This window comes from Mesorhizobium sp. Pch-S (genome assembly GCF_004136315.1).
Lineage (GTDB): Bacteria > Pseudomonadota > Alphaproteobacteria > Rhizobiales > Rhizobiaceae > Mesorhizobium.
Genome location: NZ_CP029562.1, coordinates 362,917 through 388,374, shown reverse-complemented (window position 1 = coordinate 388,374; position 25,458 = coordinate 362,917). Strand labels below are relative to the sequence as shown.

The following is a 25,458-nucleotide window of genomic DNA, read 5'->3' as shown; positions in this document are numbered from 1 at the left end:
CTGGGGCGGGATGGGTAGCAGATCATGTTTGGCAAGAGAGGCAGTGACGATGGCAGTCGGGCGACGCCGGAATTCCGGCAGCTCGCACCCGCGCCTTTGGAGGTTGCGGTAGCACCTCGTCCATCTGCGCCGATCGCGCCGCAGCAGACGCCGCCGGCCGCCGCACCGGCACGGCGGGCGATCGAAGCCCCAAGCATGGCCGTGGAAGCCAAACGGGCACCTCGCGAGCGCGGCGAAGGCTACTATGACACCAAGAGCCAGGTCTTCTCGGCTCTCATCGACACGATCGATCTGTCGCAGCTCGCCAAGCTCGACCCGGAAAGCGCGCGCGAGGAAATCCGCGACATCGTCAACGACATCATCGCGATCAAGAACTTCGCGATGTCGATCGCCGAGCAGGAAGATCTGCTTGAGGACATCTGCAACGACGTCCTGGGTTACGGGCCGCTCGAACCGCTGCTGGCACGCGACGACATCGCCGACATCATGGTGAACGGCTCCCGCAACGTCTACATCGAAGTCAACGGCCGGGTGGAAACGACAGGTATCCGTTTCCGCGACAACCAGCAGCTCTTGAATATCTGCCAGCGCATCGTTTCCCAGGTCGGTCGCCGCGTGGATGAATCCTCGCCGATCTGCGACGCCCGTCTTCCGGACGGGTCACGCGTCAACGTCATTGCGCCGCCTCTGGCCATCGACGGCACCGCGCTCACCATCCGAAAGTTCAAGAAGGACAAGCTCACCCTCGACCAGCTCGTTCGTTTCGGTGCGATTTCGCCCGAGGGCGCGGAAGTCCTCAAGATCATCGGTCGGGTTCGATGCAACGTCGTCATTTCAGGCTCGACCGGTTCCGGCAAGACGACGCTGCTCAATTGCCTGACCAACTATGTCGACCGCGAGGAGCGGGTGATCACCTGCGAGGATTCGGCTGAACTGCAGCTTCAGCAGCCGCATGTGGTGCGCCTGGAAACGCGTCCGCCCAATCTTGAGGGCGAGGGCGAGGTGACCATGCGGGATCTGGTCAAGAACTGCCTGCGCATGCGGCCAGACCGCATCATCGTCGGCGAGGTACGCGGACCGGAGGTCTTTGACCTGCTTCAGGCCATGAACACCGGTCACGACGGCTCGATGGGAACGATCCACTCCAACAGCCCGCGTGAATGCCTGAACCGCATGGAATCCATGATCGCGATGGGCGGCTACTCGCTGCCTCAGAAGACGGTGCGCGAGATCATCGTCGGTTCCGTTGATGTCATCATCCAGGCCGCGCGCCTGCGCGACGGGTCGCGACGGATCACCCACATCACCGAAGTGATCGGCATGGAAGGCGACGTGATCATCACGCAGGATCTCGTCCTCTACAACATCAAGGGCGAAGACATGAACGGCAGGCTTATCGGCGAGCATGTATCGACCGGCATCGGCCGCCCGCATTTCTGGGAGCGAGCCCGCTACTACGGTGAGGAGCAGCACCTGGCGAGTGCGCTCGAGGCAATGGAGAAGAGGGCCGAGTAGGGATCCCAAGGCGCGAGGAATCTTGCCGATGTTCGGTATCGACAGCACCGTTCTGATCTTCGTCGTTCTCGCCGGTACGAGCGCCGGCGCGATTGCATATGCTTTGATGTTCAACAGCATGAGCGCTGCAAAACAGGCCGGCAAGCGCCTGGAAACCATCAAGGCCGCGGAGAGCGACCGGGCGGTCGTGAAAGCAGCTCGTGAAAAGATGAACGAGGCGGCCAAACGCCGCAAATCCTTGCAGGACACGCTGAAGGATCTCGACGAGAAGCAGAAGACCAGTACGCGCACCATCAAGAATCCGCCTCTGCGAATCCAGATCCGCCAGGCCGGCCTCACCATGACAATGGAGCGCTTCTACGTCTATTCGGTTGTCAGCGGCATCGCGCTCTGCTTCCTGACCTTCCTGGCCGGTGCGCCGCTGTTTGCCGTGCCTGCCGCCTTGCTGGTCGGTGCCCTGGGCTTGCCGCGCTGGTTTATCTCCTTTTGCCGCAAGCGCCGTGTCAAAGCCTTCCTCAACGAATTTCCCAATTCGCTGGACGTGATTGTTCGCGCCGTGAAATCAGGCCTGCCACTCAACGATGGCATTCGGCTGATCGCCAATGAAGCCGCGGAGCCGGTCAAGAGTGAGTTCCGGCGGATCGTCGATGCCCAGCAGGTGGGCATGTCCATCCCGGAAGCCGCGTTGCGCATGCCTGAGACAATGCCATGCGCCGAAGCCGGTTTCTTCGGCATCGTTATCCAGATTCAGTCGCAGGCCGGCGGCAACCTTTCAGAGGCACTCGGCAATCTGTCGCGTGTGCTTCGCGACCGCAAGAAAATGAAGGCCAGGATTCAGGCGCTGTCGATGGAAGCCAAAGCCTCTGCGGCGATCATCGGCGCATTGCCCTTCATCGTGGCGTTTCTCGTCTATCTGACAAGTCCGAACTATCTGATGCCGCTGTTTACGACCAGCACGGGAAACATAATCCTGGGTGTCGCTGGCTTCTGGATGTCGATCGGCATCTTCGTGATGCGGCGAATGATGAATATCGAAGTGTAGGACGATGACCGGTCAGACAATCAGCACCCTTACCGATCCGGCCTTTCTGATCGCCATTCTGGTGGCGATTGCCGTTTTCGCCACCGTTTTCACGCTTTTGCCGGCCTTCGCCCGCGATCCTCTCAAAGTGCGAATGAAGTCTGTGGCACTGGAACGCGACGAGCTGCGCGCCAAACAGCGCGCAAGGCTTGCCGCCGAAGCCGATCGACGCCGCAAGGGGCTGCGCGAGGAACAGTCGGTCGGCATGCGCAACATTGTCGAACGACTGGATCTGAAGCGCGCGCTGGCGGACGAGAAGACGCTGCAGAAACTGAAGATGGCCGGTTTCCGTGGCCAGAACCCGCTCACCAAGTTCCTGTTCTTTCGACTGGTGCTGCCATTCCTGGGTCTGGCATTGGCAGTCTTTTACGTCTTCGTACTTGGCTCTCTCGGGGAACAGCCTTTCTTCGTGAAGCTGTTCGTTTGCATTCTTGGGGGGTATGCCGGCTTCTATCTGCCGGTTCTGTATGTTTCCAACCGTGCCACCAAACGCAAGCAATCCATCCTGAAGGCCTGGCCAGACGCGCTCGACCTGATGTTGATCTGCGTGGAATCGGGCATGTCCGTCGAAGCCGCAATGCACAAGGTTTCGGATGAGATCGGCGCGCAATCCGCTGAACTGGCGGAAGAGTTCGTGCTGACCAACGCCGAACTCTCCTATCTGCAGGAACGTCGTCAGGCCTATGAAAACCTCGCTGGCCGTACGGGGCTGGATTCGGTGAAGGCGGTCTCCCAGGCACTCATTCAGGCTGAGCGCTACGGTACGCCCGTCGCGCATGCCTTGCGGGTGCTGGCTGCAGAAAGTCGTGACATGCGCATGAACGAGGCAGAGAAGAAAGCAGCTGCTCTTCCCCCGAAGCTGACCGTACCCATGATCCTGTTCTTTCTGCCGGTGCTCTTCGCCATCATTCTCGGCCCTGCCGGCATTACCGTCAGCGAGCGCGGCATATTCGGCGAGAAAAGCCGGTCGTCCTCACAGCAGTAGCACCGCGATCAGGAAGTCGCTCCAGACAGAAAAAACCGCGCGGCACCGGCGCGGTTTTCCAATGGCTTCAAGTCTCGTGGTTTGATCAGTTGACGGCAGCCGCAGGCTGCTTCTTGCCCTTGTCCTGAGCTTTGAGCTGGCTCCACGCGTTTTGCTGGGACAGCATCTGGCGCAGATAGGCGACATTGGCCTGCGCCTGCTCGGGAGACAATTCCTGGGAGGCGATCTTCTCCGCCTCGTCGAAACGACCCTGGAGACCAACGGCAAGTGCCAGGTTCTGTCGCACGCGGCTGTCGGCATTCGGCTGTGAGCTGGCCGAGCGCAGATAGGTTTCCGCCGTGCGCAAATCTCCTTCCAGCAGGTAGGACATGCCGAGGTTGGACAGGATCGACGGTTCGTTCGGCTTCAGGTCCTGTGCCTTTCGGTACAGCTGCCGGGCTTCGTCGCGTTGACCGAGCTGGTCGAGGATGGCTCCTTCGGCGGAGACGAGTCTCCAGTCGGGATACTCCGGCGTCTGGGCGCGTCGTACAGCGTCGAGCGCCGGCTCGAACTGGCCGTTCGCGGCGAGCGCCTTGCCGTAGGCGGCAAGCACATCACGCTCTTTTGGATAGGCGATGGCGAGTTTGCGCATCACCGCCAGGGACTGATCGGCATCACCGTTCATCTGTAGCACAATGGCGTACTTCAGTGCGATGTTCTTGTCATTGGGATTGCGCGCATAGGATTCGCCGAGCCGGCCAGTGGCATCGCGCAGTTCGCTGGAGGACATCAGTTCCACCGGCTTGCCGCTGCCACGCCCGATCGAGCCCGTCGACATGCGGTCTGTGGTGCCGCAGCCGGCGACACCGGCCGTCAGCACGGCCAGAAGCGCTGCAGTCATCAACCGCTTGCCTGTCTTGCGGGCGGGGAGGGTGATGGGCATGGGGGCGGGCTCCATTCTTCCGGGGGCCGTGCGCCGGCCGTCTTCCCTAGCCGAGAAATATTCTGTTAACCCTAACGGATGGTTAAGAGCGCCGAGTCGTGGGCGCCCGCGGAGCTTGAAAATGCCAGTCGAACTCGTCGCAAAGAAACCCCGCAACGCGCTGCCCGTGCACCTCGTTCGCAAGGATGGGCTGGATGCTGCGCTGCTGCCGCCTGACGCGCTTGCCTGGGCTAAGGCCAACGGCTTCTCAGGTGAGGCGGGACGCACGCTCGTGCTGCCCGGGAAGGACGGCACGATCGGCGGTGCACTATTCGGCGCAGGCGAGGGCGCTTTGCAGGCCGGTTCTCTCGCCAGGGCGCTGCCCGCCGGCGATTGGCATTTCGCGGAACCGCCTGCTGATCCGGAGCTTTCCGCACTGGCGCTGGTGCTTGGCGGCTACGTCTTTACCCGTTACGGCAAGAAACATGGCAAGGCGTTGCGTTTCGCATTGCCGGCTGGTGTTGACGCGGATCGTATCGGGCGTATTGCCGAAAGCGTCTTTCTGACCCGCGACCTCGTCAACACGCCGACCAGCGACATGGGGCCGGAAGCGCTTGAGAAGGCGGTGCGCGCGCTGGCAAAAAAACACAAGGCGGATATCTCCGTCACAAAAGGCGACGACCTCATCAAGAAGAACTTCCCGATGATCCATGCCGTCGGCCGCGCCTCGGCGGAAGCGCCACGCCTCATCGATTTGACCTGGGGGCCGAAGGGCGCACCAAAAGTGACGCTGGTCGGCAAAGGCGTCTGCTTCGACACCGGTGGGCTCGACATCAAGCCGTCGGCCTCGATGCTGCTGATGAAAAAGGATATGGGTGGCGCGGCCAATGTGCTTGGCCTTGCCTCGATGATCATGGCCGCGGGTCTGAAGGTCAGGCTGCGTGTCCTGATCCCGGCCGTGGAGAATTCCATCTCCGCCAATGCCTTCCGTCCAGGCGACGTGTTGACCAGCCGCAAGGGTATCACGGTCGAGATCGGCAACACCGATGCCGAAGGCCGTCTTGTGCTGGCGGACGCGCTGGCGCTGGCCGACGACGAGCAGCCGCAGTTGCTGGTGGACATGGCCACGCTGACCGGTGCCGCGCGTGTCGCGCTTGGCCCAGACCTGCCACCCTTCTACACCGATGACGACGCGCTCGCTGCCGAACTCGCGGCGGCTGCGGTTGCGGTGGAGGATCCACTGTGGCGCATGCCGCTTTGGAAACCCTATGACGCCAAGCTGTCGTCCAAGATCGCCGACATGAACAATGTGACGGCGGACAGCTTCGCAGGCTCGATCACGGCTGCTCTTTTCCTCAAGCGCTTTGTCGAGAAGAGCTCGAGTTGGGCGCATTTCGACATCTTCGCCTGGAATCCCGCCGAGCGGCCCCATGGTCCGGCCGGTGGCGAGGCACAGGCCATTCGCGCGCTGGAACGGGTGATTTCCGGCCGCTTCGGCTGAGCTCGGGACTGAAACGGACACGAAACGATTTTCCGTCATGCTGGATGGATGTCGATCGCTCTGCGTCCCAGCCAGGCCTTGCGACTGTGGCAGCAGGTCATGCTCTCGCAGGTGCGCGGCGACGCCCCCGATCTCACGGCGCGACAGCTGGCGATCCTGCTTACCATCTATCTGGATCCGCCGCCGCACACGGTTCGGGGCCTTGCCATCCGCCTCGATGTCACCAAGCCCGTCATCACCCGCGCATTGGACACGATGGGCGTACTCAAGCTCGTCTCACGCCACCGCGACGAGCTCGACAGGCGCAATGTACTGGTCAAGCGCACGGTCGAGGGTGCGCTCTATGTCGAGCGCCTTGGCGATGATATCATAGCCAAGGCGCATAATTTGCCGATCTGATTTCCAAACAGCCGAGTTGATGCCTTGACCGCCCACGACGCCCGCCTGCATGCCTTCCGCACCGATCTTGCCGATATCCGCCTGAAAGGTGAGGTGGCAGCCGACCGTTTCGTCAGCGGCCGGCCAGCCCGGATAGCGACTTCAGTCGTCGATCTGCGTCGTACGCCAAGACCTGATTCCGGTATCGACACGCAGTTTCTGTCCGGGGACGACGTCCTGGTGTTCGACGAAGCCGACGGTTGGGCCTGGGTTCAGGGTGAGCGTGACGGATATGTCGGCTATGTCCTGGTCGAGGAGTTGAAGCCACGCGAAGCGGTTGCGACGCATATCGTCTCTGCCCCGCGTACCTTCGTCTACCCGGGGCCGGACCTGCGCTTTCCGCGCAGCGGACATTTGTCGATGGGTTCGACCGTGGCGGTCGCCGGCACCGCCGAGACGAGCGGCACGCATTACGCAGTGCTGCCGTCGGGCGAGACGATCATCGCCGGCCATCTGCGACCCATCGGCGAACATGCGACGGACTTTGTCTCGATTGCCGAAACGTTCCTCGGCACGCCTTATCTGTGGGGCGGCGCTTCCGGTTTTGGCATCGATTGTTCCGGCCTGGTGCAGCTTTCAATGCGCATGGCTGGCCGCGATGTGCTCCGCGATACTGACATGCAGGTCGCCTCGCTGGGGGAGCTTCTGAATATAGACGCCGACTACTCGGGCTTGCGGCGCGGCGACCTGGTGTTCTGGAAAGGCCATGTCGCGATCATGACCGACAGCGAGATGATGATCCATGCCAATGGTCACACCATGACCGTGGCGCTCGAGGGTTTGAAGGATGCGGTTGCCCGCATCGGTTATCTCTATGGTGGTCCGACCGCCTTTCGGCGACCTTAGAACAACCCCCGCAAAGGTGCGCAGCGGTTCTGCGTCAAGCATTGCATAGAAACCAAGCGGCGCGCTTCAGGGTTCACTGGACCATTTCACCGGCGTCCATCGGGTTCTGCGACGGACGATACGCTCATCGCGCGTTTCTGCGTCATAGACTGTGGGGATTGGCTCCCTGCGGAACTGATTGCGTGCGTCCAGCGCGTTGACGATGACGATCGCCCGCTGCTCGACGCTGTCCGTGGTTGCCGCCGCGACATAGACACCGCAGTCGCGGCAGACCAGATACTCGGCTGTTCTGAGGCCGAAGGCATAACGCGAGAGCAGCGCTTCGCTCCGCACGCCGATGGTCAGCATGCCGTCTGGGTCGGCTGCCGCCAGCGAGTTGTGTCTGCGGCAGAACGAGCACTGGCAGGCGCGGATTTCGATGTCCGTGGGGGCAATCGCTGTCTCGAAGGCCAGCCGGATATTGCCGCAATGGCATCCGCCTCTGTAAATGGTCATCGCCGCCTCCCTTTCAGGGAAGGATAGAGCCTTGACCTTCGTTTCGAAATGTCAATTCAGAGGCCAGACACCCTGACCGGCTTCGGGACGAAGGCAAAGCCCCGCTGGCCGCGAATTACTTGCCGCTGCGCCGCAGGTGCTCATCCAGCCTGGGCATGATCTCCACGAAATTGCAGGGCATGTGGCGGTAGTCGAACTGGGCCTTCAGGATACCATCCCAGGCGTCCTTGCATGCGCCGGGCGACCCGGGCAACACGAAGACGAAGGTAGCGTTGACGACACCGCCGGTTGCCCGGCTCTGGATGGTCGAGGTGCCGATCTTGTCGAAGGAGATGCGGTGGAAAACCTCGGAGAAGCCGTCCATGCGCTTCTCGAAGATCGGTTCCAATGCTTCCGGCGTCACGTCGCGGCCGGTGAAGCCGGTGCCGCCGGTGGTGATGACGGCATCGACGCCTTCATCCCTGGACCAGGCCAGGACCCTGTCGCGGATCTCGGCGCGATCGTCCGGAACGATGTCGCGAGCGGCCAGGATATGGCCGGCAGATTCTATGCGGTCGGCCAGGGTCTGGCCAGATTTGTCGTCGGCGAGGCTGCGCGTGTCGGAAACGGTCAGCACCGCGAAACGGACAGGAATGAAGGGACGGTCTGCATCAGACATGCTGGTCTTCCAGCGCCTCGGATGGCAGGGACCGAGTCGCAGCGACGAACCAGTCCGGATGGCGCGAGCGGATACTGGCGGCCGCGCGTTTCGCGACATTGCCGGTTTCGAACAAGCCGAAACAGGTCGCTCCCGAACCCGACATGCGGGCAAAGGCGGCGTCGGCCTGCAGCAGTGCGGCCCTGGCCTTGCCGATCAGCGGTGCGATCGTCTCGGCGGCGGTTTCGAGGTCGTTGCGGGTCGCCTCGAGCCAACTGCGCAGGCTGTGGAAATCGATGGTCTTCGGTAGCGGTGGCAGGGCTTCGTTGTCGCGGCGGACGAGGGCCCCGAAGACATCGGGGGTGGCGACTGCCACGCCCGGATTGACCAAGACCAGGCCAAGGGCAGGGAATTTCGATACGGCCGAAATCCTCTCGCCCGCACCGTAGGCAAGCAGCGGCTGTGCCTTGAGGCACATTGGCAGGTCGGCTCCAAGCGAAAGGCCGATCCGCGCCAGCTGCGCCTCGTCGATGTCGAGGTCCCAGCTCGAGACAAGCGCGCGCAGCGCCGCCGCCGCATCGCTCGAACCGCCGCCGATACCAGAGGCCACCGGCAAGTTCTTTTCGAGTGAAATCGCCACCGCGGGGGCATTTTCCGGGCCGACATGCTGGCGCAGCGCGTCGCGCGCCCTGAGGATCAGATTGGTCTCATCGGCTGGAACCAGGCCGGCGAAACGGCCCGAAACGCTGAAATGATCCTCATCTGCCCTGTGCGCTTCGATCCGGTCGCCGAAGCGGGTGAAGACTGCGAGGCTCTCGATGGTGTGATAGCCGTCGGGCCGTCGGCCGGTAACATGGAGTGCGAGATTGACCTTCGCGGGCGCCAGGCGTGCGTCCACGGCATGATCTGCGGATACAGGGGCAAATGCCGTGGTGCTCAATCCTTGGCCAGCCGATATTCGCCGGTCTTGGGGTCTTTCACCAGCGTTCCCATCGCACCATTGGCTCGCTGTTGTTCGGTGCGCCGGACCTTGGCTGTGACCCGTTCAGCTTCCTTGATGAAGGAGCGGTACCCGACATAGGCAACGACGCCGATGACGATGAAGAAGATGATCTGCGGCATATCGAAACTCCTTCCTCAAGGGTCCCTGATCGTGGACGTTCGGGTCGGGAAAGCAATCATCGTAGACCGTTCCCGTGGCTTTTCAAAGGCCGAAACGGCTCCACAGCGCGCGTTCTTCGGCCGCATCGAAAATTGCGTCGACGCCTGCGGCAGCCAGGGCCGGGGCGGTGAAGCCGCTTGACGAGCCGAACAGTCCGAAGCGGCCGAACAACCCCTTGGGCTGGCTGACGAGTTTCAGTTGTGTTTTCGGGCCGAAGCGTTCCTTGAGGGTGCTGCGCATATCGCCCAGCCCATCGACAAGGCCCAGCTCCAACCCCTTTTTGCCGGTCCAGAACAGGCCGGTGAACAGGTCTGGATCGTCCTTCAATTTGGCTCCGCGGCGTTCCTTGACCAGATCGATGAAGGTCTCATGCAATTCCAGCATCAGTGTTTTAAGCCGCTCGACGTCTTCTTTCCTTTCCGGCTGGAATGGGTCCATCGATGATTTGTTCTTGCCGGCGGTGTGCACACGACGTTCGACGCCGATCTTCTTGATCAGGTCGGTGAAGCCGAAAGTACCGGAAATGACACCGATCGAACCGACGATCGAAGACGGGTCGGCGATGATCTCGTCGGCTGCGACCGCGATCATGTAGCCACCCGAGGCAGCGACGTCCTCGACGAAGACGAAGACTTTCTTGTTCTTCTCAACGGCCAGGTCCCGGATGCGCTTGTAGATCAGCCGCGACTGCACGGGGGAGCCACCGGGCGAGTTGATCGAGATCGCAACAGCCGGTCCAGGAAAGGAAAACGCCTTTTCGATCAAGCCGACGGTGGAAGCCAGCGACAGGTTCTGCCGGAACTGACTGCCGCCGGCCATGATCGCGCCATGCAGCCGGATGACGGGTACGACGATATCGGTGGAACGCCAGGATTTCGGCAGGATGCGGTTGAAAAGGCGACGCACGGGATGCGGTTCTCCTGTTGGGCTAGCACATGACCCCGAAAATGGGGACCGATTTCCGGAAAGATCATACGCAAAATCAAAGTGTTAGAGCATCCTTTGCGCATCCAGAAGGACGTTCGGCGCTCTAGCGGCATGTAGGCATTTGCCGCGAGACGGCAATGGTGAAGGATGGTCAATCTCCGAAAAGCGTGGCCGTTCCATTGGCGATGGCATCGGCCAACGGCAAAAGCCCCTTGGTCGAGGCATCGTGCAGTACGAGTGGCGGCCTCAGCGTCAGCTTGCCACGCGCGCCGAGCAGGCCACGGACAACGATGCGGATTGCCGCTTGATCGGCGCGGGGATGCACGGGCACGATCTCTGTATTGCCGAAACGGCCGGCCAACGCGTCGAGAATGACCGCCAGGGATTCCGGTCGCGCAATGATCGCAATGCCGCCGCGCGGCTTGACCACGGCCGCGGCACTGCGCACCCAGGCCTCGAAAAGCCCATCCTCCATGACGTGCGCCTCGCGCCGCAACGCGTCGGGGGTCGCGCGATCCTCGCCGGCATTGAAGGGCGGGTTCATGATGACGAAGCCGAACTGCTTGTCAGGGAGTCCGGCGGCGCTTCTCGCCCTGCCGGTCAGCGTGACGTCGGCGCGCAGCACCGTCACCCGGTCGCTGAGATGCTGGTTGGCCGGATGCGCCAGCGACGCCTCGGCAAAGGTCGCCATTTCTGGGGAACGCTCCACCAGTGTCGCCCTTGCGCCTTCGCAGCGCGAAACGACGGCGAGCCCCGCAGCCCCTGCGCCCGCACCGAAATCGGCCACCAGTCCGGCAAAATCGGTCGGTATGGCGGCGGCGAGCATCATTGCGTCCATGCCGGCGCGATGTCCGGCATCGGCCGGCTGAACAAGCCAGAAACGGCCACGATGGAAGGCATCCACCGTGTGTCTGGGCGCCCCGGCCGGTGCGGCCGCTGTCATGTTCGACGGATTTCGTTGGCGATGCCGGCGTCGGTGAGGATGCGGCGGGCATCCTCGATGCGCTCGTCTTCGACCAGGATCCGGCGTGGAAGGATGCCGATGGAGCCGTCCAGCACGCTCATGTTCTGATCGGCGGTGAGGAAGCCTATGTCGGCATCGCGCATCAGCGATTCGACAAAGGAGATGACAACAGCGTCGTTGGTGCGGATGAGCTCGATCATGGCGGCAAACTCGCAGCTTGTTTCCGCGATGTAAACGCTTTGCTCCGGAACCCTCTTGCGCAATCCGCGCCAATTCGCCACTTGCCGTATGCGCTCCGGCCGCTAGAGTCCTATCAAGGCAGCGCGCCGTGGCGCGGCGGACGGGAGTTTTGGCGTGGGTGTTGTTCTCAACCTCGAAGACGGAAAGCGGGAGACTGCGTCGATCAAGGACCTGATCGACCTGACTGCGTCGGATATGGGGCGCGTCAACGAGCTGATCCTGTCCAAGGCCGGTTCCGATGTGCAGATGATCCCCGAGGTTGCCAATCACCTGATCTCGTCAGGCGGCAAGCGGCTGCGCCCGATGCTGACGCTCGCGGCGGCGCAGATGTTTGGATATTCTGGTGACGGTCACGTCAAGCTGGCGACCAGCGTCGAGTTCATGCACACCGCCACTCTCCTGCATGACGACGTCGTCGACGAAAGCGGCATGCGGCGCGGCAAGAAGACGGCGCGCATGATCTGGGGCAATCAAGCCAGCGTGCTGGTCGGTGATTTTCTGCTCGGCCAGGCTTTCCGTATGATGGTCGACGTCGGCTCGCTCGATGCGCTCGACATCCTGTCCTCGGCCGCCTCGATCATTGCCGAAGGCGAAGTCATGCAACTCGCTGCCGCCAAGAACCTCGACACCACGGAAGACGAACATTTCGCGGTCATCAAGGCCAAGACTGCCGCTCTGTTCTCAGCCGCCGCCGAAGTCGGCCCCGTCATCGCCGACGCCTCGCGCACCGATCGCGCGGCCTTGCGCTCCTATGGCATGAATCTCGGACTTGCCTTCCAGCTCATCGACGATGCGCTGGACTATGGCGGCTCCTCCAAGGATCTCGGCAAGAATGTCGGCGACGACTTCCGCGAGGGCAAGGTCACGCTGCCTGTGATCCTTGCCTATCGGCGCGGCACCGCTGCCGAGCGCGCTTTCTGGAAACGGGCCATCGAGGAGAACGCGGCCGATGACGCCGGTCTCGAAAAGGCGATCGGCCTGATGACAAAGCACGCCGCCATCTCCGACACGATCGGCCGTGCCCGTCACTTCGGCGAGATCGCCCGTGATGCGCTGGCGCCGCTCGAGGGGACGCCTCAGAAAGCAGCACTGATCGACGTCATCGATTTCTGCATCAGCCGCGTGAATTGAGCCGGGGGCTTTGCGGCGGCACGTTTTTGGCTGCAAGTCCGGCGCGGTGTTCCTCCCCGCGTGGGCGAGCTTGCCGGAAGCCATGCTTTGTTAAGACGATGTCCGCATTGTGACTGCCTGCCGGATTGATGCGCGACCCCAAAAAGGCCATGCTTTGCCGGAATGAAGGATTCTTGGCGATCCCCGCTTGAGCTGGGGAGGAGCCCGCCAGAAAGGGATACGATGCGGCAAAGACGTGCTCGCTGGCTTTCGAGCCTGGCTATTCTCGCGGGCCTTGCGGCCCAGACGCAGTCCGGTTTCGCTGCGCAGACATCAGCACCTGTCGAAATCAATTCGTTCTCCGGGGCCTACCTGTCGGCCAGGGTCGCAGAAAACGACAATGATCTCGACAACGCCATCAACTACTACAAGCAGGCGCTGGCCTTCGCGCCGGAGGATACCCAGCTTCAGCAAAGCCTGATGCTTTCGCTGATCGCGCAAGGACGCTTCGAAGAATCGCTGCCCTACGCCGACAAGCTGAAGGAGGTGCCGGATATCGAGCGCTTCTCGCGCCTGGCGCTGGCCGTCGACAGTTTCAAGAAAAAGGATTTCACCAAGGCGCAGTATTGGCTGAAGCTGTCGCTCGGCGCGGATCTCGACAAGCTGATCAGTGGCGTCATGACGGGTTGGGCCATGCAGGGTGCCGGTCAGGGCACTGACGCGATGGACTATGTCGGCAAGCTGGAAGGGCCTGAGTGGTTCGACCTCTTCAAGGCCTATCACCGCGCGCTGATCGCCGATGCGGCCGGAAAGACGGAAAAAGCCGATGCCGCTTATGCCGAGGCAATTGGCAATACTTCTGCTGGAGGAGCAGCTCCCGAGACCTGGATGCGTGCAGCTCAGGCCTATGCGATCTTCCTGGCCCGCAAGGGCGACAAGGACAAGGCGCTGTCGGTGCTGAAGCAGGCGGAAGAATTCGGCCCAGGTAAGATCGAGATCGTCGCGCTGCGCGACCGGATCAGCAAGGGCGAGAAGCCGGATCCGCTGGTTGTGAACCCTTCGGAAGGATCGTCCGAGATTCTGCTCAATCTCGCCACCGCGCTCAATCGGGGTGGCGGTGAGCCGTTCGTGCGGCTGTACCTCGAATACGCACTGGCGCTGAAGCCGGACAGCGATGTCGTCCTCGTGCAGCTTGCCGCCGTTGCCGAGCAGCTCAAGGATGGTGAGCGTGCCATCGACTTCTACCGCCGCATTCCAGCATCTTCGCCGCTGAAGGAAGTTTCGGAACTGCAGACCGGCCTGAATCTCGCCGATCTCGGCCGCAATGACGAAGCGATCAAGCAGCTGAAAGTGCTCGTCGAAGCCAATCCGCAGGACATGCGCGGCTACCTGGCGCTTGGCGGCGTTTATGCTTCCAAGCAGGATTTCCGCTCTGCGTCTGAACTCTTTGACAAGGCGGTCTCGGTGCTGAAGACGCCGACCAAGGCCGACTGGAACATCTTCTACCAGCGCGGAATTGCCTATGAGCGCATCAAGGAATGGCCGAAGGCCGAGCCGAATTTCCGCAAGGCGCTGGAGCTCTACCCGAACCAGCCGCAGGTGCTGAACTATCTCGGCTATTCCTGGGTGGACATGGGTACCAACCTCAAGGAAGCGCTGGATATGATCAAGAAGGCCGCCGAGCTGCGGCCGAGCGACGGCTACATCATCGATTCGCTGGGCTGGGCCTACTACAAGCTTGGCCGTTACGACGACGCCGTGCGCGAAATGGAGCGTGCCGTACAGTTGAAGCCGGAAGACCCGGTTCTGAACGACCATCTGGGCGACGTCTACTGGCGTGTCGGCCGCAAGCTGGAGGCGACCTTCCAATGGCGCCACGCCCGCGACCTGAAGCCTGAACCGGACGTGCTGGCCTCTGTCGAACAGAAGCTGCTCAAGGGGTTGCCTCCGCTTGAGAACAAGACCGCCCAGGAAGCACCCAAACCCAAGCCGACGGCTCCGAAGGGGTGAGTTGGTTCGTGTCGTGAACTGGAAGGCCTGATAGCGGCCTTCCAGCGGTTTTTGCCGTTCAGACTGCTGCATCGCGTTGACTTCTCTCCACACTGCCAGCCATGATCATGCTGGTTCAGCCTGGGGATCGCACGATGCTGCGGGTTTGCTTGTCTGCTGCTGTCTTGCTGCCTTCTCTGGCCATGGCCGACGAGATCAAGATCGACGGCCGCTGGAACACGGGCAATGGTCCAATAACCATCAGCCGGCTCGAGACGGGCGAATACACGATCGTTTTTGACAATTATGCAGGCAAGACCGTCGGCAAGCTGGCCGACAATGTTCTCAGCGGTACCTGGCAGGATGTTGCGAAGGTCACGCATTGCCCGACCGAGCAGAACGGGTCGACCTATTGGGGGACGTTCAGCATCAGTTTTTATGGTCCGCCGGCGATCAAGAAACCCGCATTTCAGGGAATACTCGCCTTTTGCGACAACCAGAACGAGGGCACGAATTTCTCGGGTGAGTTGGCGGACTGACAGGCACCAACCTTCCGTGATCGTCTCATACCAAAGGTTCTGGATGTTGACACATCCAGAACGCCTCAATCGCCGGCACGGCCCATCCGGGCCGCCAGAGAGCCCCTAAACAGTTGGAGTGTTTCCGCGTTTCCGTGAAAATCGGAAACGCTCCAGCTTTCGCGCCAACAGGCGCGGCGCGCTCCAACGGTCATTCAGTATGACCGTTGGTATCCTTGCCTTGACGCCCTTGCCCCTCGGCTCTAGGGAGTGGCGCATCCTGCAGCTCCCATCGAGGCCGCCGTGACCGCCGAATTGCCCGCCAATCTGGATCCCAAGCGTTCGTTCCAGGGTCTTATCCTGACGCTGCACAATTACTGGGCTGCGCATGGTTGCGTCATCCTGCAGCCATACGACATGGAAGTGGGTGCCGGTACGTTCCATCCGGCGACGACACTGCGCGCTCTCGGCCCCCGTCGCTGGAATGCTGCCTATGTGCAGCCATCCCGGCGTCCGAAGGACGGCCGCTACGGCGAGAACCCGAACCGGCTGCAGCACTATTATCAATACCAGGTCATTCTGAAGCCGAATCCGTCCAACCTGCAGGAACTGTATCTCGGTTCGCTCAAGGCTATCGGCGTCGATCCGCTGCTGCACGACATTCGTTTCGTCGAAGACGACTGGGAAAGCCCGACACTGGGCGCCTGGGGGCTCGGCTGGGAGTGCTGGTGCGATGGTATGGAAGTGTCGCAGTTCACCTATTTCCAGCAGGTCTGCGGCATCGAATGCGCGCCGGTCGCCGGCGAACTGACTTACGGGCTGGAGCGGCTCGCCATGTATGTGCAGGGCGTCGACAACGTCTACGACCTGAACTTCAACGGCATGGAGGGGCCGGAGCGCGTTTCTTACGGCGAGGTCTTCCTGCAGGCAGAGCAGGAATATTCGCGACACAATTTCGAGCATGCCAACACGGCCATGCTGCTGCGTCATTTCGAGGATGCGGAAGCCGAGTGCAAGGCGCTGCTGGATGCCGGGGCGCCGAGTGCGAACGCCAATGTGGCCATGCACAGGATGGTGTTCCCGGCCTACGACCAGTGCATCAAGGCCAGCCATGTCTTCAACCTGCTCGATGCACGTGGCGTCATCTCGGTCACCGAGCGCCAGAGCTACATCCTGCGCGTGCGCAATCTGGCCAAGGCATGCGGTGAAGCGTTCCTGTTGACCGAGGCTGGTGGACTGGCTGCCTGAGCTTACCCTTCGTCGGCCATTTCAACGTCGATGATCGCGGCAAGGAGCGACTCACGGTCAGGCCCCGCGATCGTCCTCAAGGCTTGCCGCACGCCAGGCATCCGGAACTCGGCCGGTGCTTCGACCTGATTGACGAAGCAGGCGCTGAGCGCGATGACCTGGAGCAATGTCGATGCCGTTTTCATGGTTTCGGCCAATGGGTTCCCGTCTGAGCGTCATCCGCTTCAGCGCTGTGTGTCGGGGATGTCGTTGTGCTCCTAGGACGGGTGAGATGGCCGCTTTCCGACACACCCGCCGAAATTTTCATTTGTCCGTTGTTTCGTACGAAGGGTGACAGGGCGCGGGCGACTTGCTATTGCCGCCGCAGCTTTCCCGTTTGAGACCGACCATGCCCGATCTGCTTCTTGAACTTCGCAGCGAAGAGATTCCCGCCCGCATGCAGCGCAAGGCTGCGGGTGACCTGAAGAAGATGCTGACCGACGGTCTGGTCGAGGCGGGTCTTACCTATGAGGCGGCGCGCGAGTATTGGACGCCCCGTCGTCTGACGCTTGACATTCGTGGCTTGACCGCACGCTCCAAGGATGTGCGCGAGGAGATCAAGGGCCCGTCGACCAACGCACCGGAACAGGCGATCCAGGGTTTTCTGCGCAAGGCCGGACTCGCTTCGATCGCTGACGCGCACGTCCATGCCGATCCCAAGAAGGGCGATTTCTACGTCGCCCATATCTCCAAGCCTGGCCGCGCCGCCGAGGAGGTCATCGCCGGACTGGTGCCTGCGATCATCCGCAGCTTTCCGTGGCCCAAGTCGATGCGCTGGGGGCCGGCCTCGGCCAGACCTGGTGCGTTGCGCTGGGTGCGCCCGCTGCAGTCCATCGTCTGCACCTTCGGACCGGAAACCGAAGAGCCGGTGGTCGTCGATTTCGAAATCGACGGCATCCGTGCCGGCAATGTCACCTATGGTCACCGCTTCCATGCGCCAGAGGCCATCACGGTCAAGCGTTTCGACGATTATGCCGCGAAGCTCGAGGCCGCCAAGGTCGTCATTGATGCCGAGCGGCGCAAGGAGATCATTCTGGCCGATGCCCGCAACCTGACCTTCGCCAATGGGCTGGACCTGGTCGAGGACGAGGGGCTGCTCGAGGAAGTTTCCGGCCTGGTCGAGTGGCCTGTCGTGCTCATGGGCGAGTTCGAGGAGGCTTTCCTGGCAATCCCGCCGGAAGTGATCCGCCTCACCATCCGTGCCAACCAGAAGTGCTTTGTCACCCGTCCGCAGGGTGAGGCGGAAAATCTGTCCAACCGCTTCATCCTCACCGCCAACATCGAGGCCAAGGATGGCGGCGCCGAGATCGCGCATGGCAACGGCAAGGTCGTGCGTGCACGCCTGTCGGATGCACTCTATTTCTGGAACACCGACCAGGGCGACCTGCCCGACCTTGGCGCTCTGGAAAGCTCGGCCGCAAAATTCGCGTTGGATCTTGCCAGGCCACTCGACCAGCGCATGGCCAGGCTCGATCATCTCAACGTCACCTTCCATGCCAAACTGGGAACGCAGGGCGCACGTGTCGAGCGTATCCGCCGGCTTGCACGGGAGATAGCGCCGATGGTTGGCGCCGATCCTGCGCTGGCGGAACGCGCGGCTGTTTTGGCCAAGGCCGATCTGCAGACCGAGGTGGTCGGCGAGTTCCCGGAACTGCAGGGCGCAATGGGGCGCAAATATGCGCTGCTCCAGGTTGAAAATGCTTCCGTCGCGGCAGCGATCGAAGAACATTACAAACCGCAGGGCCCCTCCGACCGCGTTCCGACCGACCCGGTTTCAGTCACGGTGGCGTTGGCCGACAAGCTCGACACGCTGGTCGGGTTCTGGGCAATCGAGGAGAAGCCAACCGGTTCGAAGGATCCTTATGCCTTGCGTCGCGCGGCGCTGGGCGTGATCAGGATCTTGATCGAGAACGGAGCCCGCCTGAGACTCGGGCATGTCAGCTATCTGGCAATGAACGGCTACCCGCTTGTCGTCGGCAAGGAAAAGCGGGAGGCGCTTTTCGCAGACCTCCTTTCCTTCTTCCACGATCGCCTGAAGGTTTATCTGCGCGATCAGGGTGCGCGGCACGATCTGATCGACGCCGTCATCACGCCGGATGCCGATGACCTGTTGACCGTCGTGCGCCGGGTCGAGGCGCTCGGCAAGCTGCTCGACGCCGAGGACGGCAGGAACCTGCTGGCCGGCACCAAGCGTGCTGCCAACATCCTTGCGGCCGAGGAAAAGAAGGGCACAGCAGTGGCTGCGGCCGTCGACCCGGTACTGTTCCGCGAAGATGCCGAGAAAAAGCTGTTCGGCGCGATTGGTCAGGTCGAAGCCCAGGCTGGCGAGGCCATTGCCAAAGAAGATTTCTCCGGCGCCATGGTAGCGCTCAGCACGCTGCGCGAGCCGGTCGACATGTTCTTCGACAAGGTTCTTGTCAACGACGATGACACCGCCGTGCGTGCGAACCGTCTGGCACTGCTTTCGCGCATCCGCACCGCCACCGACCGCGTCGCCGATTTCTCGAAGATCGCCGGCTGACAGCTGGATTTGGAACGTTTTGCGGCGCCCCTGCGAGCTAATTCAGCGACTTGTGAAATAGCCGGCCGAGCCGGCTTACAGTCATATGGCGATGATGTCGGCGTGGGACAACTCGGGTGTTAACCGGAGCAACTCCAGGAAGACTGCGTAGCGGTTTTCCGTACGGAGTTGCGTGGAAACAAGAGTTAGAGCGTTTCCGCGTTTCCGTGAAAAACGGAAACGCTCCAAAACCCACGGAGGCTTTCATGACATTCGTTGCCGAACCCGAAATGATTGAAGACACCCTGGCCTCTGACGAGGCGCTGCTCGAAGCTACCCCTGAATACGAACTCGAAGCTCGTGACGACGACGAGGTCGTGCTTTCGGACGACGAAGACGAGCAGGACGACGACGGCGAGGGAGCCGAAGACGATTCCGACGATGAAGACGAGTCCGAGGATGGCGATGAAACCGCCGAGGACGAAGACGAGTCGGAAGACGGTGAAGAGACCGCCGAGGACGACGGCGAGGAAGACGAAGCCAAGGCCGCAGCCTGATCCGGCTTGCGAACAGCCGGACGGCCTTGCGTCGTCAGATGCTGTAGTGATCGAAACTCGCCGAGCGGGCAGGGTGGCTCTTGCCGTCTTGCCCGCCTGGACGGTGCGCTTAAGGCGTCACCTTGTGTTCTCCCGCCAGACCGTCCTTGCCGGTTTTTGCGGATACCGCGGTTGCCGGGAGTTTACCATTCGCCATCGCCGGTTTGGCGACGTGACGCGGCAATGCAGTGCCCACCACGCCATCGCGGATCACCATGGTCGTGCCTGCCGGTCCGCTCCGCTCCGGAATGGCCGAGACCTTTTCCTGCGTTACCGGCATTCCGGTTTCACCGGCCTGTACCACTGATCTGCCCGCCGTTGGATCGGCGGTCGGGGCAATCACCGAAGGTGTTGCCATTGGCGCGGCGTCGCTGAAGTAGACCAGCGACGATGCCTGCGCGGTGCCTGCGATCCACAGGCCAAAAAATGCGACCGCCATGCCACGCATGAAGATATCCCCTTGCCCGAGTTCCCATCCACCACACTAGGGCAATCCTGTTGATATCGACTTACGCGGGTCACGTGCATTTTAGTGATAGGCGCGGGAGGCTTGCCCATAACCACGCCGCGTATTACGCAGCCGCTCAGAAAGGTCGTGACCGTGGCTGACATCATACCTGCATCCGAAGCCCTGGAGGCGGCGCTGGCTCTGCTCGAGGCCGGCGAGGTTGTCGCCATTCCGACGGAGACCGTCTATGGCCTTGCCGGCGATGCCACCAACGGCCAGGCGGTTGCGCGCATCTTCGAAGCCAAAGGCCGGCCGCGTTTCAATCCGCTGATCGCCCATGTCGCCGACATGGCGATGGCCGAGCGGATCGCGATTTTCGACCCGCTGTCGCGCAAGCTGGCCGCAGCCTTCTGGCCGGGGCCACTGACGCTGGTGTTGCCGTTGCGCCAGGAGGCCGGGATCCATCCGTTGGTGAGCGCAGGATTGGATACGGTCGCGCTGCGTATGCCTAAGGGCTTCGGCGGCGAGCTCATCCGTCGTCTCGGTCGTCCGCTGGCGGCACCGTCTGCCAATTCTTCAGGCAGGATCAGCGCCACGACCGCGCGCGCGGTATCCGACGATCTGGGGGCACGCATCAGGTTGGTCGTCGATGGCGGCGCGACGCCGGTCGGGCTGGAATCGACCATCGTCAAGGCGGAGCAGGGTGGCTTGCGTCTCCTGCGCCCGGGCGGCATCGCTGCCGCCGATGTCGAGGCCGTTGCCGGTTCCGGATTGTTGCGCGGTGCCACCGGCATCCAGGCTCCGGGCATGCTCGCCTCGCACTACGCGCCGGGCGCGGCAATGCGGCTCGATGCGGAAAAGGTGGAGCAGGACGAGGCGTTGCTAGCCTTCGGTCCGACGCGCGCTGCCGGCTGGCGGGACGCCGTTGCCATCAAGAACCTGTCGGAGCGCGGCGACCTCACTGAAGCCGCTGCCAATCTGTTCGCTTTCATGCAGGACCTCGATCGAGCTGGCGCAGCGGTGATCGCCGTCGAGCCGGTGCCTCGGGACGGGCTCGGCGAAGCGATCAACGACCGGCTCGCCCGTGCTGCCGCGCCGCGTGACAAACCTCTCGCGGCGTCCTAGAGCGTTTCCGTTGTTCACGGAAACGCGGAAACGCTCTAAGTTTTTGTTTTCGTCGCGTTTTTGTAACGCCAAGTGATTCCACTTGGCTACAAAATGCTCTAGTTCTTGGACATGACCGACATCGATCTTTCGTCCAGCCTTCTCCAGCGTTTCGCCGATATCGTCGGCGACAGGTACGCATTGCGCGACCAGACGGATATCGCGCCTTATCTCATCGAACGGCGTGGTTTGTGGCACGGGCGGACGCCGCTGGTGCTGCGACCCGGAAGTGTGGAGGAAGTCAGCCGCATCATGCGCCTGGCCACCGAGACGCGCACGCCGGTCGTGCCGCAGAGCGGCAACACCGGGCTGGTCGGTGCGCAGGTGCCGGATGCGTCCGGGCATCAGATGGTGCTTTCGCTGTCGCGGTTGAACCGCATCCGCGAGATCGACGTGCAGTCGAATACGGCAACCGTCGAAGCCGGCGTCATCCTGCAGACGTTGCAGGAGGCAGCCGATGCCGCCGACCGGCTGTTTCCATTGTCGCTGGCGGCGCAGGGATCGTGCCAGATCGGGGGCAATCTTTCTTCCAATGCCGGAGGCACAGGCGTTCTCGCCTATGGCAACACACGTGAACTTTGCCTCGGGGTCGAAGTGGTGTTGCCGACCGGCGAGGTTTTCGACGACCTGCGCAAACTGAAGAAGGACAACACCGGCTACGATCTGAAGAACCTGTTCGTCGGAGCCGAAGGCACGCTGGGTGTCATCACCGCCGCCGTCATGAAGCTGTTTCCCAAGCCGAAGGGACGCGAGGTCGCGTTTGTCGGCCTGTCGTCGCCGCAGGCGGCGCTTGGCCTTTTCAATCTGGCGGAAGACCGCGCTGGGCCGGCGCTGACTGCCTTCGAGCTGATCGCCAAGACCCCTTACGACTTCACGCTGCGCCATGGCGCCGGTGTGATCCGTCCGCTGGCCGACGACTGGCCCTGGTATGTGCTGATGCAGGTCTCCTCCGGGCGTTCCGCCGAGGACGCCAGGGCGTTGATCGAGGATATCCTGTCGGAAGGGCTGGAAAAGGGACTGGCGGATGATGCGGTGATTGCCGCGAGTCTTGGGCAGGCCGACGCCTTCTGGAACTTCCGCGAGACGCTGCCGGAAACGCAGAAAGCCGAAGGCGCTTCGATCAAGCACGACATTTCCGTGCCGATCGCGACGATCCCGACTTTCATCGAGCGTGCCGCCAAGGCGGTCGCTTCGGTGAGTGCCGGCGCCCGCGTCGTCTGCTTCGGCCATATGGGCGACGGCAATCTGCACTACAACATCTCCAGGCCCGTCGACGACAGCGACCAGGCCTTCCTCGATCTCTACCGGCCGATGAACAAGGCCGTGCACGATGTCGTGCGTTCGCTGAACGGCTCCATTTCGGCCGAGCACGGCATCGGCCAGCTGAAACGCGACGAACTGATCGCCACCGCGCCGCCGATGGCGATCGAGCTGATGCGCCGGGTGAAGGCTGCCTTCGATCCCGCAGGCATCATGAATCCCGGTAAGGTTATCTGATGGTTTCGAAGGCCGCTTTTGGTGGGATTCCAATAACCATCTGGAAGATCAGCAAAATTTAACCGACTTTTTTAAGCGGGCCGGTAAGGAGCCGCCGCTAGTCTCTCCCCATAACGAGGCGGGAAAACCCGCACGGAGATGACCGGGATACCCGGCTCTCAGGAGAGACAGGAAGGCATCCATGAACACCGGACTGAAGCCAGTCTGGGCTGGGCGCAACATGCGCCTCGACCCGTTTCGCCTGCCGCAGGTGGTGAGCTACGCCGCCCGCGACGACGCCGGCGACATCACACTCACCATCGACCGGCGCGGCGCCGTCATGCGGCGCAAGCTGCAGATGAGCGGCATGCCCGTCGTGATCGCCCTCCCGGCCCGAGCGTTCCGTGGCGTTGCCGCGCGCGCCATGGAAGACGAGGACGGCAATGTCACCGTGACGCTGGAACTGCTGCACACGGATTCGATGCTGTCGGTGCCGCTGCTGGTCGCCGATGATCTCGACGACATCGCCGCCGATTGGCGCGCCTGGGCGGAAGCCTTCGGCCTGCCGATGCTGCTGATCGAAGCGGACGGTGTAGCCCGCACACTGGAGGAGTCGCTCGGTGTCGCGATCAAGACGCAGCCGCCGCGTGCCCGCCGCAAGGGACGCATTTCCACCACGCGTCGCCCACGCTTCCTGGCCCGCCGTCGTACCGGCAATCTCGGTCTCAGGCTGGTCATTGGCGGTGAAGAGATCATCGCCCGCGAATAAGGGCCGTCTGGAGTGTATTCTCTAAGCAAAGGTCAGCGACTCAAAAGTTGCTGACCTTTTGCATTTACAGCGAAATACCGTTGTCGGGATGGCGGGAGCGTTTCCGATTTTCTCGGAAACGCTCCCGTTCTTTGCGTCACGAAATTCCGGACGGAAAACTGCCGCGCACTTTTCCTGCGCTAGAGCAGCGGCTTCACCGCTACCCAGACAGCTCCGCCGATCAGGCCGGCGAAGATCAGCCAGCCGACCTGGTTGTTCGACCGGAACAGCTTGAGGCACTGCTCCGGATTGTCGATGTCCAGCGTCACGATCTGTCTTGCCATGTGCGCACCGGCGGCGATCAGCCCCGCCAGCGCTACGACCGGTACCTGTGCGGAGGCAAAGGCGACGGCGAAACACATCAGCGCGCCGGCATAGAGCCCGGCCAGCCAGGACTTGGTGTGTTCGCCGAACAGGCGAGCGGTGGAGCGTACGCCGACGATGGCGTCGTCTTCCTTGTCCTGGTGGGCATAGATGGTGTCGTAGCCGATGACCCACATGATCGAGCCGATGTAGAGCAGGAAGGCCGGTGCATCGAGATCGGCGAACTCGCTTGCCCAGCCCATCAGCGCGCCCCAAGAAAAGGCAAGGCCGAGCCCGAATTGCGGCCAGTTGGTGAAGCGCTTCAGGAACGGATAAATCGCCACCACCACCAGTGAAAAGACGCCGAGCAGGATGGCGAAACCATTGAACTGGACAAGCACCATCAGGCCGACCAGTGCCTGCAGGACAAGGAAGGTCCAGGCCTGCCTGCGGCTCACCTTGCCGGATGGGAGCGGGCGTGAACGGGTACGCTCCACCTGATTGTCGATGTCCTGGTCGACAAGGTCGTTATAGGTGCAGCCGGCGCCACGCATGGCGATGGCGCCGAGCAGGAACAGGATCAACGTCGAAGGCAGGGGCAGCAGTGAAAGCAGGCTGTCTTCCGGCCGCGCATAGGCACTGGCTGCGAGGGCGGCCGACCACCAGCAGGGCCACAGCAGCAACTGCCAGCCGATCGGCCGATCCCAGCGCGCAAGCTGCGCGTAGGGCCACAGCCAGCGCGGCAGCACGCGATAGACCCAGTGCCCGCTCGGCGCGTCGGCGACACGTCCCTGGGCCGATTTCGACTGTATGGTTTCCATCGCCGTGGAGTGGCAGGCTGCGGGGCGGGCGTCAAGCAGACATGGTGTCTCGCAGCCTTGTCCAGACTGCGCGCCTGGAGCATTTTGTAGCCAAGTGAGATCACTTGGCGTTACAAAAATGCGGCGAAAAAAAACTTAGAGCGTTTCCGCGTTTCCGTGAAAAACGGAAACGCTCTAGGCGTTTGGCATGAACGGCAGATACCAGAACAGTGCGATCTCGCGGGTGTCAGGATAGAGCCCGCGGTAGAAAAACCGGTCGATCCCGCCGAGCTGGAAGCCCTGGCGCTCATAAAAACGGCAGGCGGTGAGGTTGTTGTTCTGGGTTTCGAGCGAGAGCCCGGGCAAGCCCTGCTCCCGCGCCCAGCTCTTCGCGTGATCGAACAGGCGATGGCCGATACCGCTGGTGCGGTGCGGACGGTCGACCCCGAAATGGTCGAGCAGGCCGTAGCCATTCCAGTTGCGGGTTACCGAAAGCCGCCCGATGGGTGCACCGTCCAGCAGTGCGACGAACAGTGCGCTGTCGTCATCCCATTCGCCATCGTCTTCGTCAGCCTTGTCGTAGCTCTTCACATAGGGCTCGGTGGCAATGCGCTGCCATTCGGAGACGGGTGCGCCGAAGGCAGGTTCCAGATAGGCATCGACCTCGAAGCTGAAGTCGGCTTTGCCAGCGGTGTCGAAGAGGAGGGGGGCGGCGCGTTGGATTATGACGGGCATGACAAATCCTGTGTCTGTTACGCGCAGATAGG

At 62.2% G+C, this 25,458-nt stretch carries 27 protein-coding genes; 15 read left to right on the top strand and 12 right to left on the bottom strand.

From position 1 onward, the window contains the following. Positions 1–24: 24 nt before the first annotated feature. The 3 genes from C1M53_RS01815 to C1M53_RS01805 are packed head-to-tail and all read left to right on the top strand — an operon-like array spanning position 25 to position 3,581. Positions 25–1,515, top strand: coding sequence for a CpaF family protein (locus tag C1M53_RS01815; protein ID WP_129410677.1), 1,491 nt, complete (start codon positions 25–27; stop codon positions 1,513–1,515). A gap of 28 nt (positions 1,516–1,543) precedes the next feature. Beyond that, positions 1,544–2,557 carry a type II secretion system F family protein gene (locus C1M53_RS01810; protein ID WP_129415974.1) on the top strand — a complete coding sequence of 338 codons (1,014 nt, stop codon included), beginning with the start codon at positions 1,544–1,546 and terminating at the stop codon, positions 2,555–2,557. A gap of 4 nt (positions 2,558–2,561) precedes the next feature. Next, on the top strand, positions 2,562–3,581 hold the full coding sequence (locus tag C1M53_RS01805; protein ID WP_129410676.1) for a type II secretion system F family protein: 1,020 nt from the start codon (positions 2,562–2,564) through the stop codon (positions 3,579–3,581). A gap of 85 nt (positions 3,582–3,666) precedes the next feature. On the opposite strand, the gene C1M53_RS01800 is transcribed toward C1M53_RS01805, so the two are convergent. Then, positions 3,667–4,503 (bottom strand): tetratricopeptide repeat protein, encoded by an 837-nt coding sequence (locus C1M53_RS01800; protein ID WP_129410675.1) that lies wholly within the window; start codon positions 4,501–4,503, stop codon positions 3,667–3,669. A 121-nt stretch (positions 4,504–4,624) separates the two neighbouring features. On the opposite strand from C1M53_RS01800, the gene C1M53_RS01795 reads away from it, so the two are divergent. The 3 genes from C1M53_RS01795 to C1M53_RS01785 are packed head-to-tail and all read left to right on the top strand — an operon-like array spanning position 4,625 to position 7,267. After that, positions 4,625–5,983 (top strand): leucyl aminopeptidase family protein, encoded by a 1,359-nt coding sequence (locus tag C1M53_RS01795; RefSeq protein WP_129410674.1) that lies wholly within the window; start codon positions 4,625–4,627, stop codon positions 5,981–5,983. Between the two features lie 48 nt (positions 5,984–6,031). Further along, positions 6,032–6,382, top strand: coding sequence for a MarR family winged helix-turn-helix transcriptional regulator (locus C1M53_RS01790; RefSeq protein ID WP_129410673.1), 351 nt, complete (start codon positions 6,032–6,034; stop codon positions 6,380–6,382). Positions 6,383–6,406: 24 nt separating this feature from the next. Next, positions 6,407–7,267: an NlpC/P60 family protein gene (locus tag C1M53_RS01785; RefSeq protein WP_129410672.1), complete on the top strand. Its 861-nt coding sequence runs from the start codon at positions 6,407–6,409 to the stop codon at positions 7,265–7,267. 66 nt (positions 7,268–7,333) lie between these two features. Here C1M53_RS01785 and C1M53_RS01780 read toward each other — a convergent pair whose 3' ends face one another. From C1M53_RS01780 to C1M53_RS01750, 7 genes are all read right to left on the bottom strand, one after another. Beyond that, positions 7,334–7,762: an aldehyde-activating protein gene (locus tag C1M53_RS01780; protein WP_129410671.1), complete on the bottom strand. Its 429-nt coding sequence runs from the start codon at positions 7,760–7,762 to the stop codon at positions 7,334–7,336. A 115-nt stretch (positions 7,763–7,877) separates the two neighbouring features. Beyond that, a complete protein-coding gene (gene moaB, locus C1M53_RS01775) occupies positions 7,878–8,420 on the bottom strand; it encodes a molybdenum cofactor biosynthesis protein B (RefSeq protein ID WP_129410670.1) in 543 nt (180 codons plus the stop codon). Beyond that, a complete protein-coding gene (locus C1M53_RS01770; protein ID WP_129410669.1) occupies positions 8,413–9,297 on the bottom strand; it encodes a 4-(cytidine 5'-diphospho)-2-C-methyl-D-erythritol kinase in 885 nt (294 codons plus the stop codon). Before C1M53_RS01770 ends, moaB begins: the two co-directional genes overlap by 8 nt. A gap of 38 nt (positions 9,298–9,335) precedes the next feature. Further along, positions 9,336–9,521: a hypothetical protein gene (locus tag C1M53_RS01765; protein WP_129410668.1), complete on the bottom strand. Its 186-nt coding sequence runs from the start codon at positions 9,519–9,521 to the stop codon at positions 9,336–9,338. Between the two features lie 82 nt (positions 9,522–9,603). Next, a complete protein-coding gene (locus C1M53_RS01760; protein WP_129410667.1) occupies positions 9,604–10,467 on the bottom strand; it encodes a S49 family peptidase in 864 nt (287 codons plus the stop codon). Positions 10,468–10,639: 172 nt separating this feature from the next. Next, the gene (locus C1M53_RS01755; RefSeq protein ID WP_129410666.1) at positions 10,640–11,431 is read right to left on the bottom strand and encodes a methyltransferase; all 792 of its coding nucleotides are present in this window, start codon (positions 11,429–11,431) and stop codon (positions 10,640–10,642) included. After that, positions 11,428–11,652, bottom strand: coding sequence for a DUF2007 domain-containing protein (locus C1M53_RS01750; RefSeq protein ID WP_129410665.1), 225 nt, complete (start codon positions 11,650–11,652; stop codon positions 11,428–11,430). The genes C1M53_RS01755 and C1M53_RS01750 overlap by 4 nt, the downstream gene beginning before the upstream one ends. Before the next feature lie 154 nt (positions 11,653–11,806). Here C1M53_RS01750 and C1M53_RS01745 point away from each other — a divergent pair, with 154 nt between their 5' ends. From C1M53_RS01745 to C1M53_RS01730, 4 genes are all read left to right on the top strand, one after another. Further along, positions 11,807–12,823: a polyprenyl synthetase family protein gene (locus tag C1M53_RS01745; RefSeq protein WP_129410664.1), complete on the top strand. Its 1,017-nt coding sequence runs from the start codon at positions 11,807–11,809 to the stop codon at positions 12,821–12,823. Positions 12,824–13,045: 222 nt separating this feature from the next. Beyond that, the gene (locus C1M53_RS01740; protein WP_129410663.1) at positions 13,046–14,812 is read left to right on the top strand and encodes a tetratricopeptide repeat protein; all 1,767 of its coding nucleotides are present in this window, start codon (positions 13,046–13,048) and stop codon (positions 14,810–14,812) included. Positions 14,813–14,913: 101 nt separating this feature from the next. Next, entirely contained in the window at positions 14,914–15,330 is a 417-nt protein-coding gene (locus C1M53_RS01735; protein ID WP_129410662.1) for a hypothetical protein, read from the top strand. A 282-nt stretch (positions 15,331–15,612) separates the two neighbouring features. Next, positions 15,613–16,557 carry a glycine--tRNA ligase subunit alpha gene (locus C1M53_RS01730; RefSeq protein WP_129410661.1) on the top strand — a complete coding sequence of 315 codons (945 nt, stop codon included), beginning with the start codon at positions 15,613–15,615 and terminating at the stop codon, positions 16,555–16,557. A gap of 2 nt (positions 16,558–16,559) precedes the next feature. Here C1M53_RS01730 and C1M53_RS01725 read toward each other — a convergent pair whose 3' ends face one another. Then, positions 16,560–16,742, bottom strand: coding sequence for a hypothetical protein (locus tag C1M53_RS01725; protein WP_129410660.1), 183 nt, complete (start codon positions 16,740–16,742; stop codon positions 16,560–16,562). A gap of 203 nt (positions 16,743–16,945) precedes the next feature. Here C1M53_RS01725 and glyS point away from each other — a divergent pair, with 203 nt between their 5' ends. Beyond that, entirely contained in the window at positions 16,946–19,117 is a 2,172-nt protein-coding gene (gene glyS, locus C1M53_RS01720) for a glycine--tRNA ligase subunit beta (protein ID WP_129410659.1), read from the top strand. Positions 19,118–19,362: 245 nt separating this feature from the next. Continuing rightward, positions 19,363–19,653 (top strand): hypothetical protein, encoded by a 291-nt coding sequence (locus tag C1M53_RS01715; protein WP_129410658.1) that lies wholly within the window; start codon positions 19,363–19,365, stop codon positions 19,651–19,653. A gap of 109 nt (positions 19,654–19,762) precedes the next feature. Here C1M53_RS01715 and C1M53_RS01710 read toward each other — a convergent pair whose 3' ends face one another. Further along, a complete protein-coding gene (locus C1M53_RS01710) occupies positions 19,763–20,140 on the bottom strand; it encodes a hypothetical protein (protein WP_129410657.1) in 378 nt (125 codons plus the stop codon). Between the two features lie 153 nt (positions 20,141–20,293). Between C1M53_RS01710 and C1M53_RS01705 the strand changes: the two genes are divergently transcribed. The 3 genes from C1M53_RS01705 (at position 20,294) to C1M53_RS01695 (ending at position 23,549) form a co-directional block, all read left to right on the top strand. Further along, the gene (locus C1M53_RS01705; protein ID WP_165358017.1) at positions 20,294–21,265 is read left to right on the top strand and encodes an L-threonylcarbamoyladenylate synthase; all 972 of its coding nucleotides are present in this window, start codon (positions 20,294–20,296) and stop codon (positions 21,263–21,265) included. A gap of 111 nt (positions 21,266–21,376) precedes the next feature. Further along, on the top strand, positions 21,377–22,801 hold the full coding sequence (locus C1M53_RS01700; protein ID WP_129410655.1) for an FAD-binding oxidoreductase: 1,425 nt from the start codon (positions 21,377–21,379) through the stop codon (positions 22,799–22,801). Between the two features lie 181 nt (positions 22,802–22,982). After that, entirely contained in the window at positions 22,983–23,549 is a 567-nt protein-coding gene (locus tag C1M53_RS01695) for a DUF6101 family protein (protein ID WP_129410654.1), read from the top strand. Between the two features lie 179 nt (positions 23,550–23,728). Here C1M53_RS01695 and ubiA read toward each other — a convergent pair whose 3' ends face one another. Next, complete coding sequence (gene ubiA / locus C1M53_RS01690) at positions 23,729–24,712, bottom strand: 4-hydroxybenzoate octaprenyltransferase (protein WP_129410653.1); 984 nt, start codon at positions 24,710–24,712, stop codon at positions 23,729–23,731. Positions 24,713–24,886: 174 nt separating this feature from the next. After that, positions 24,887–25,426, bottom strand: coding sequence for a GNAT family N-acetyltransferase (locus C1M53_RS01685; protein ID WP_129410652.1), 540 nt, complete (start codon positions 25,424–25,426; stop codon positions 24,887–24,889). Between the last annotated feature and the right edge of the window lie 32 nt (positions 25,427–25,458).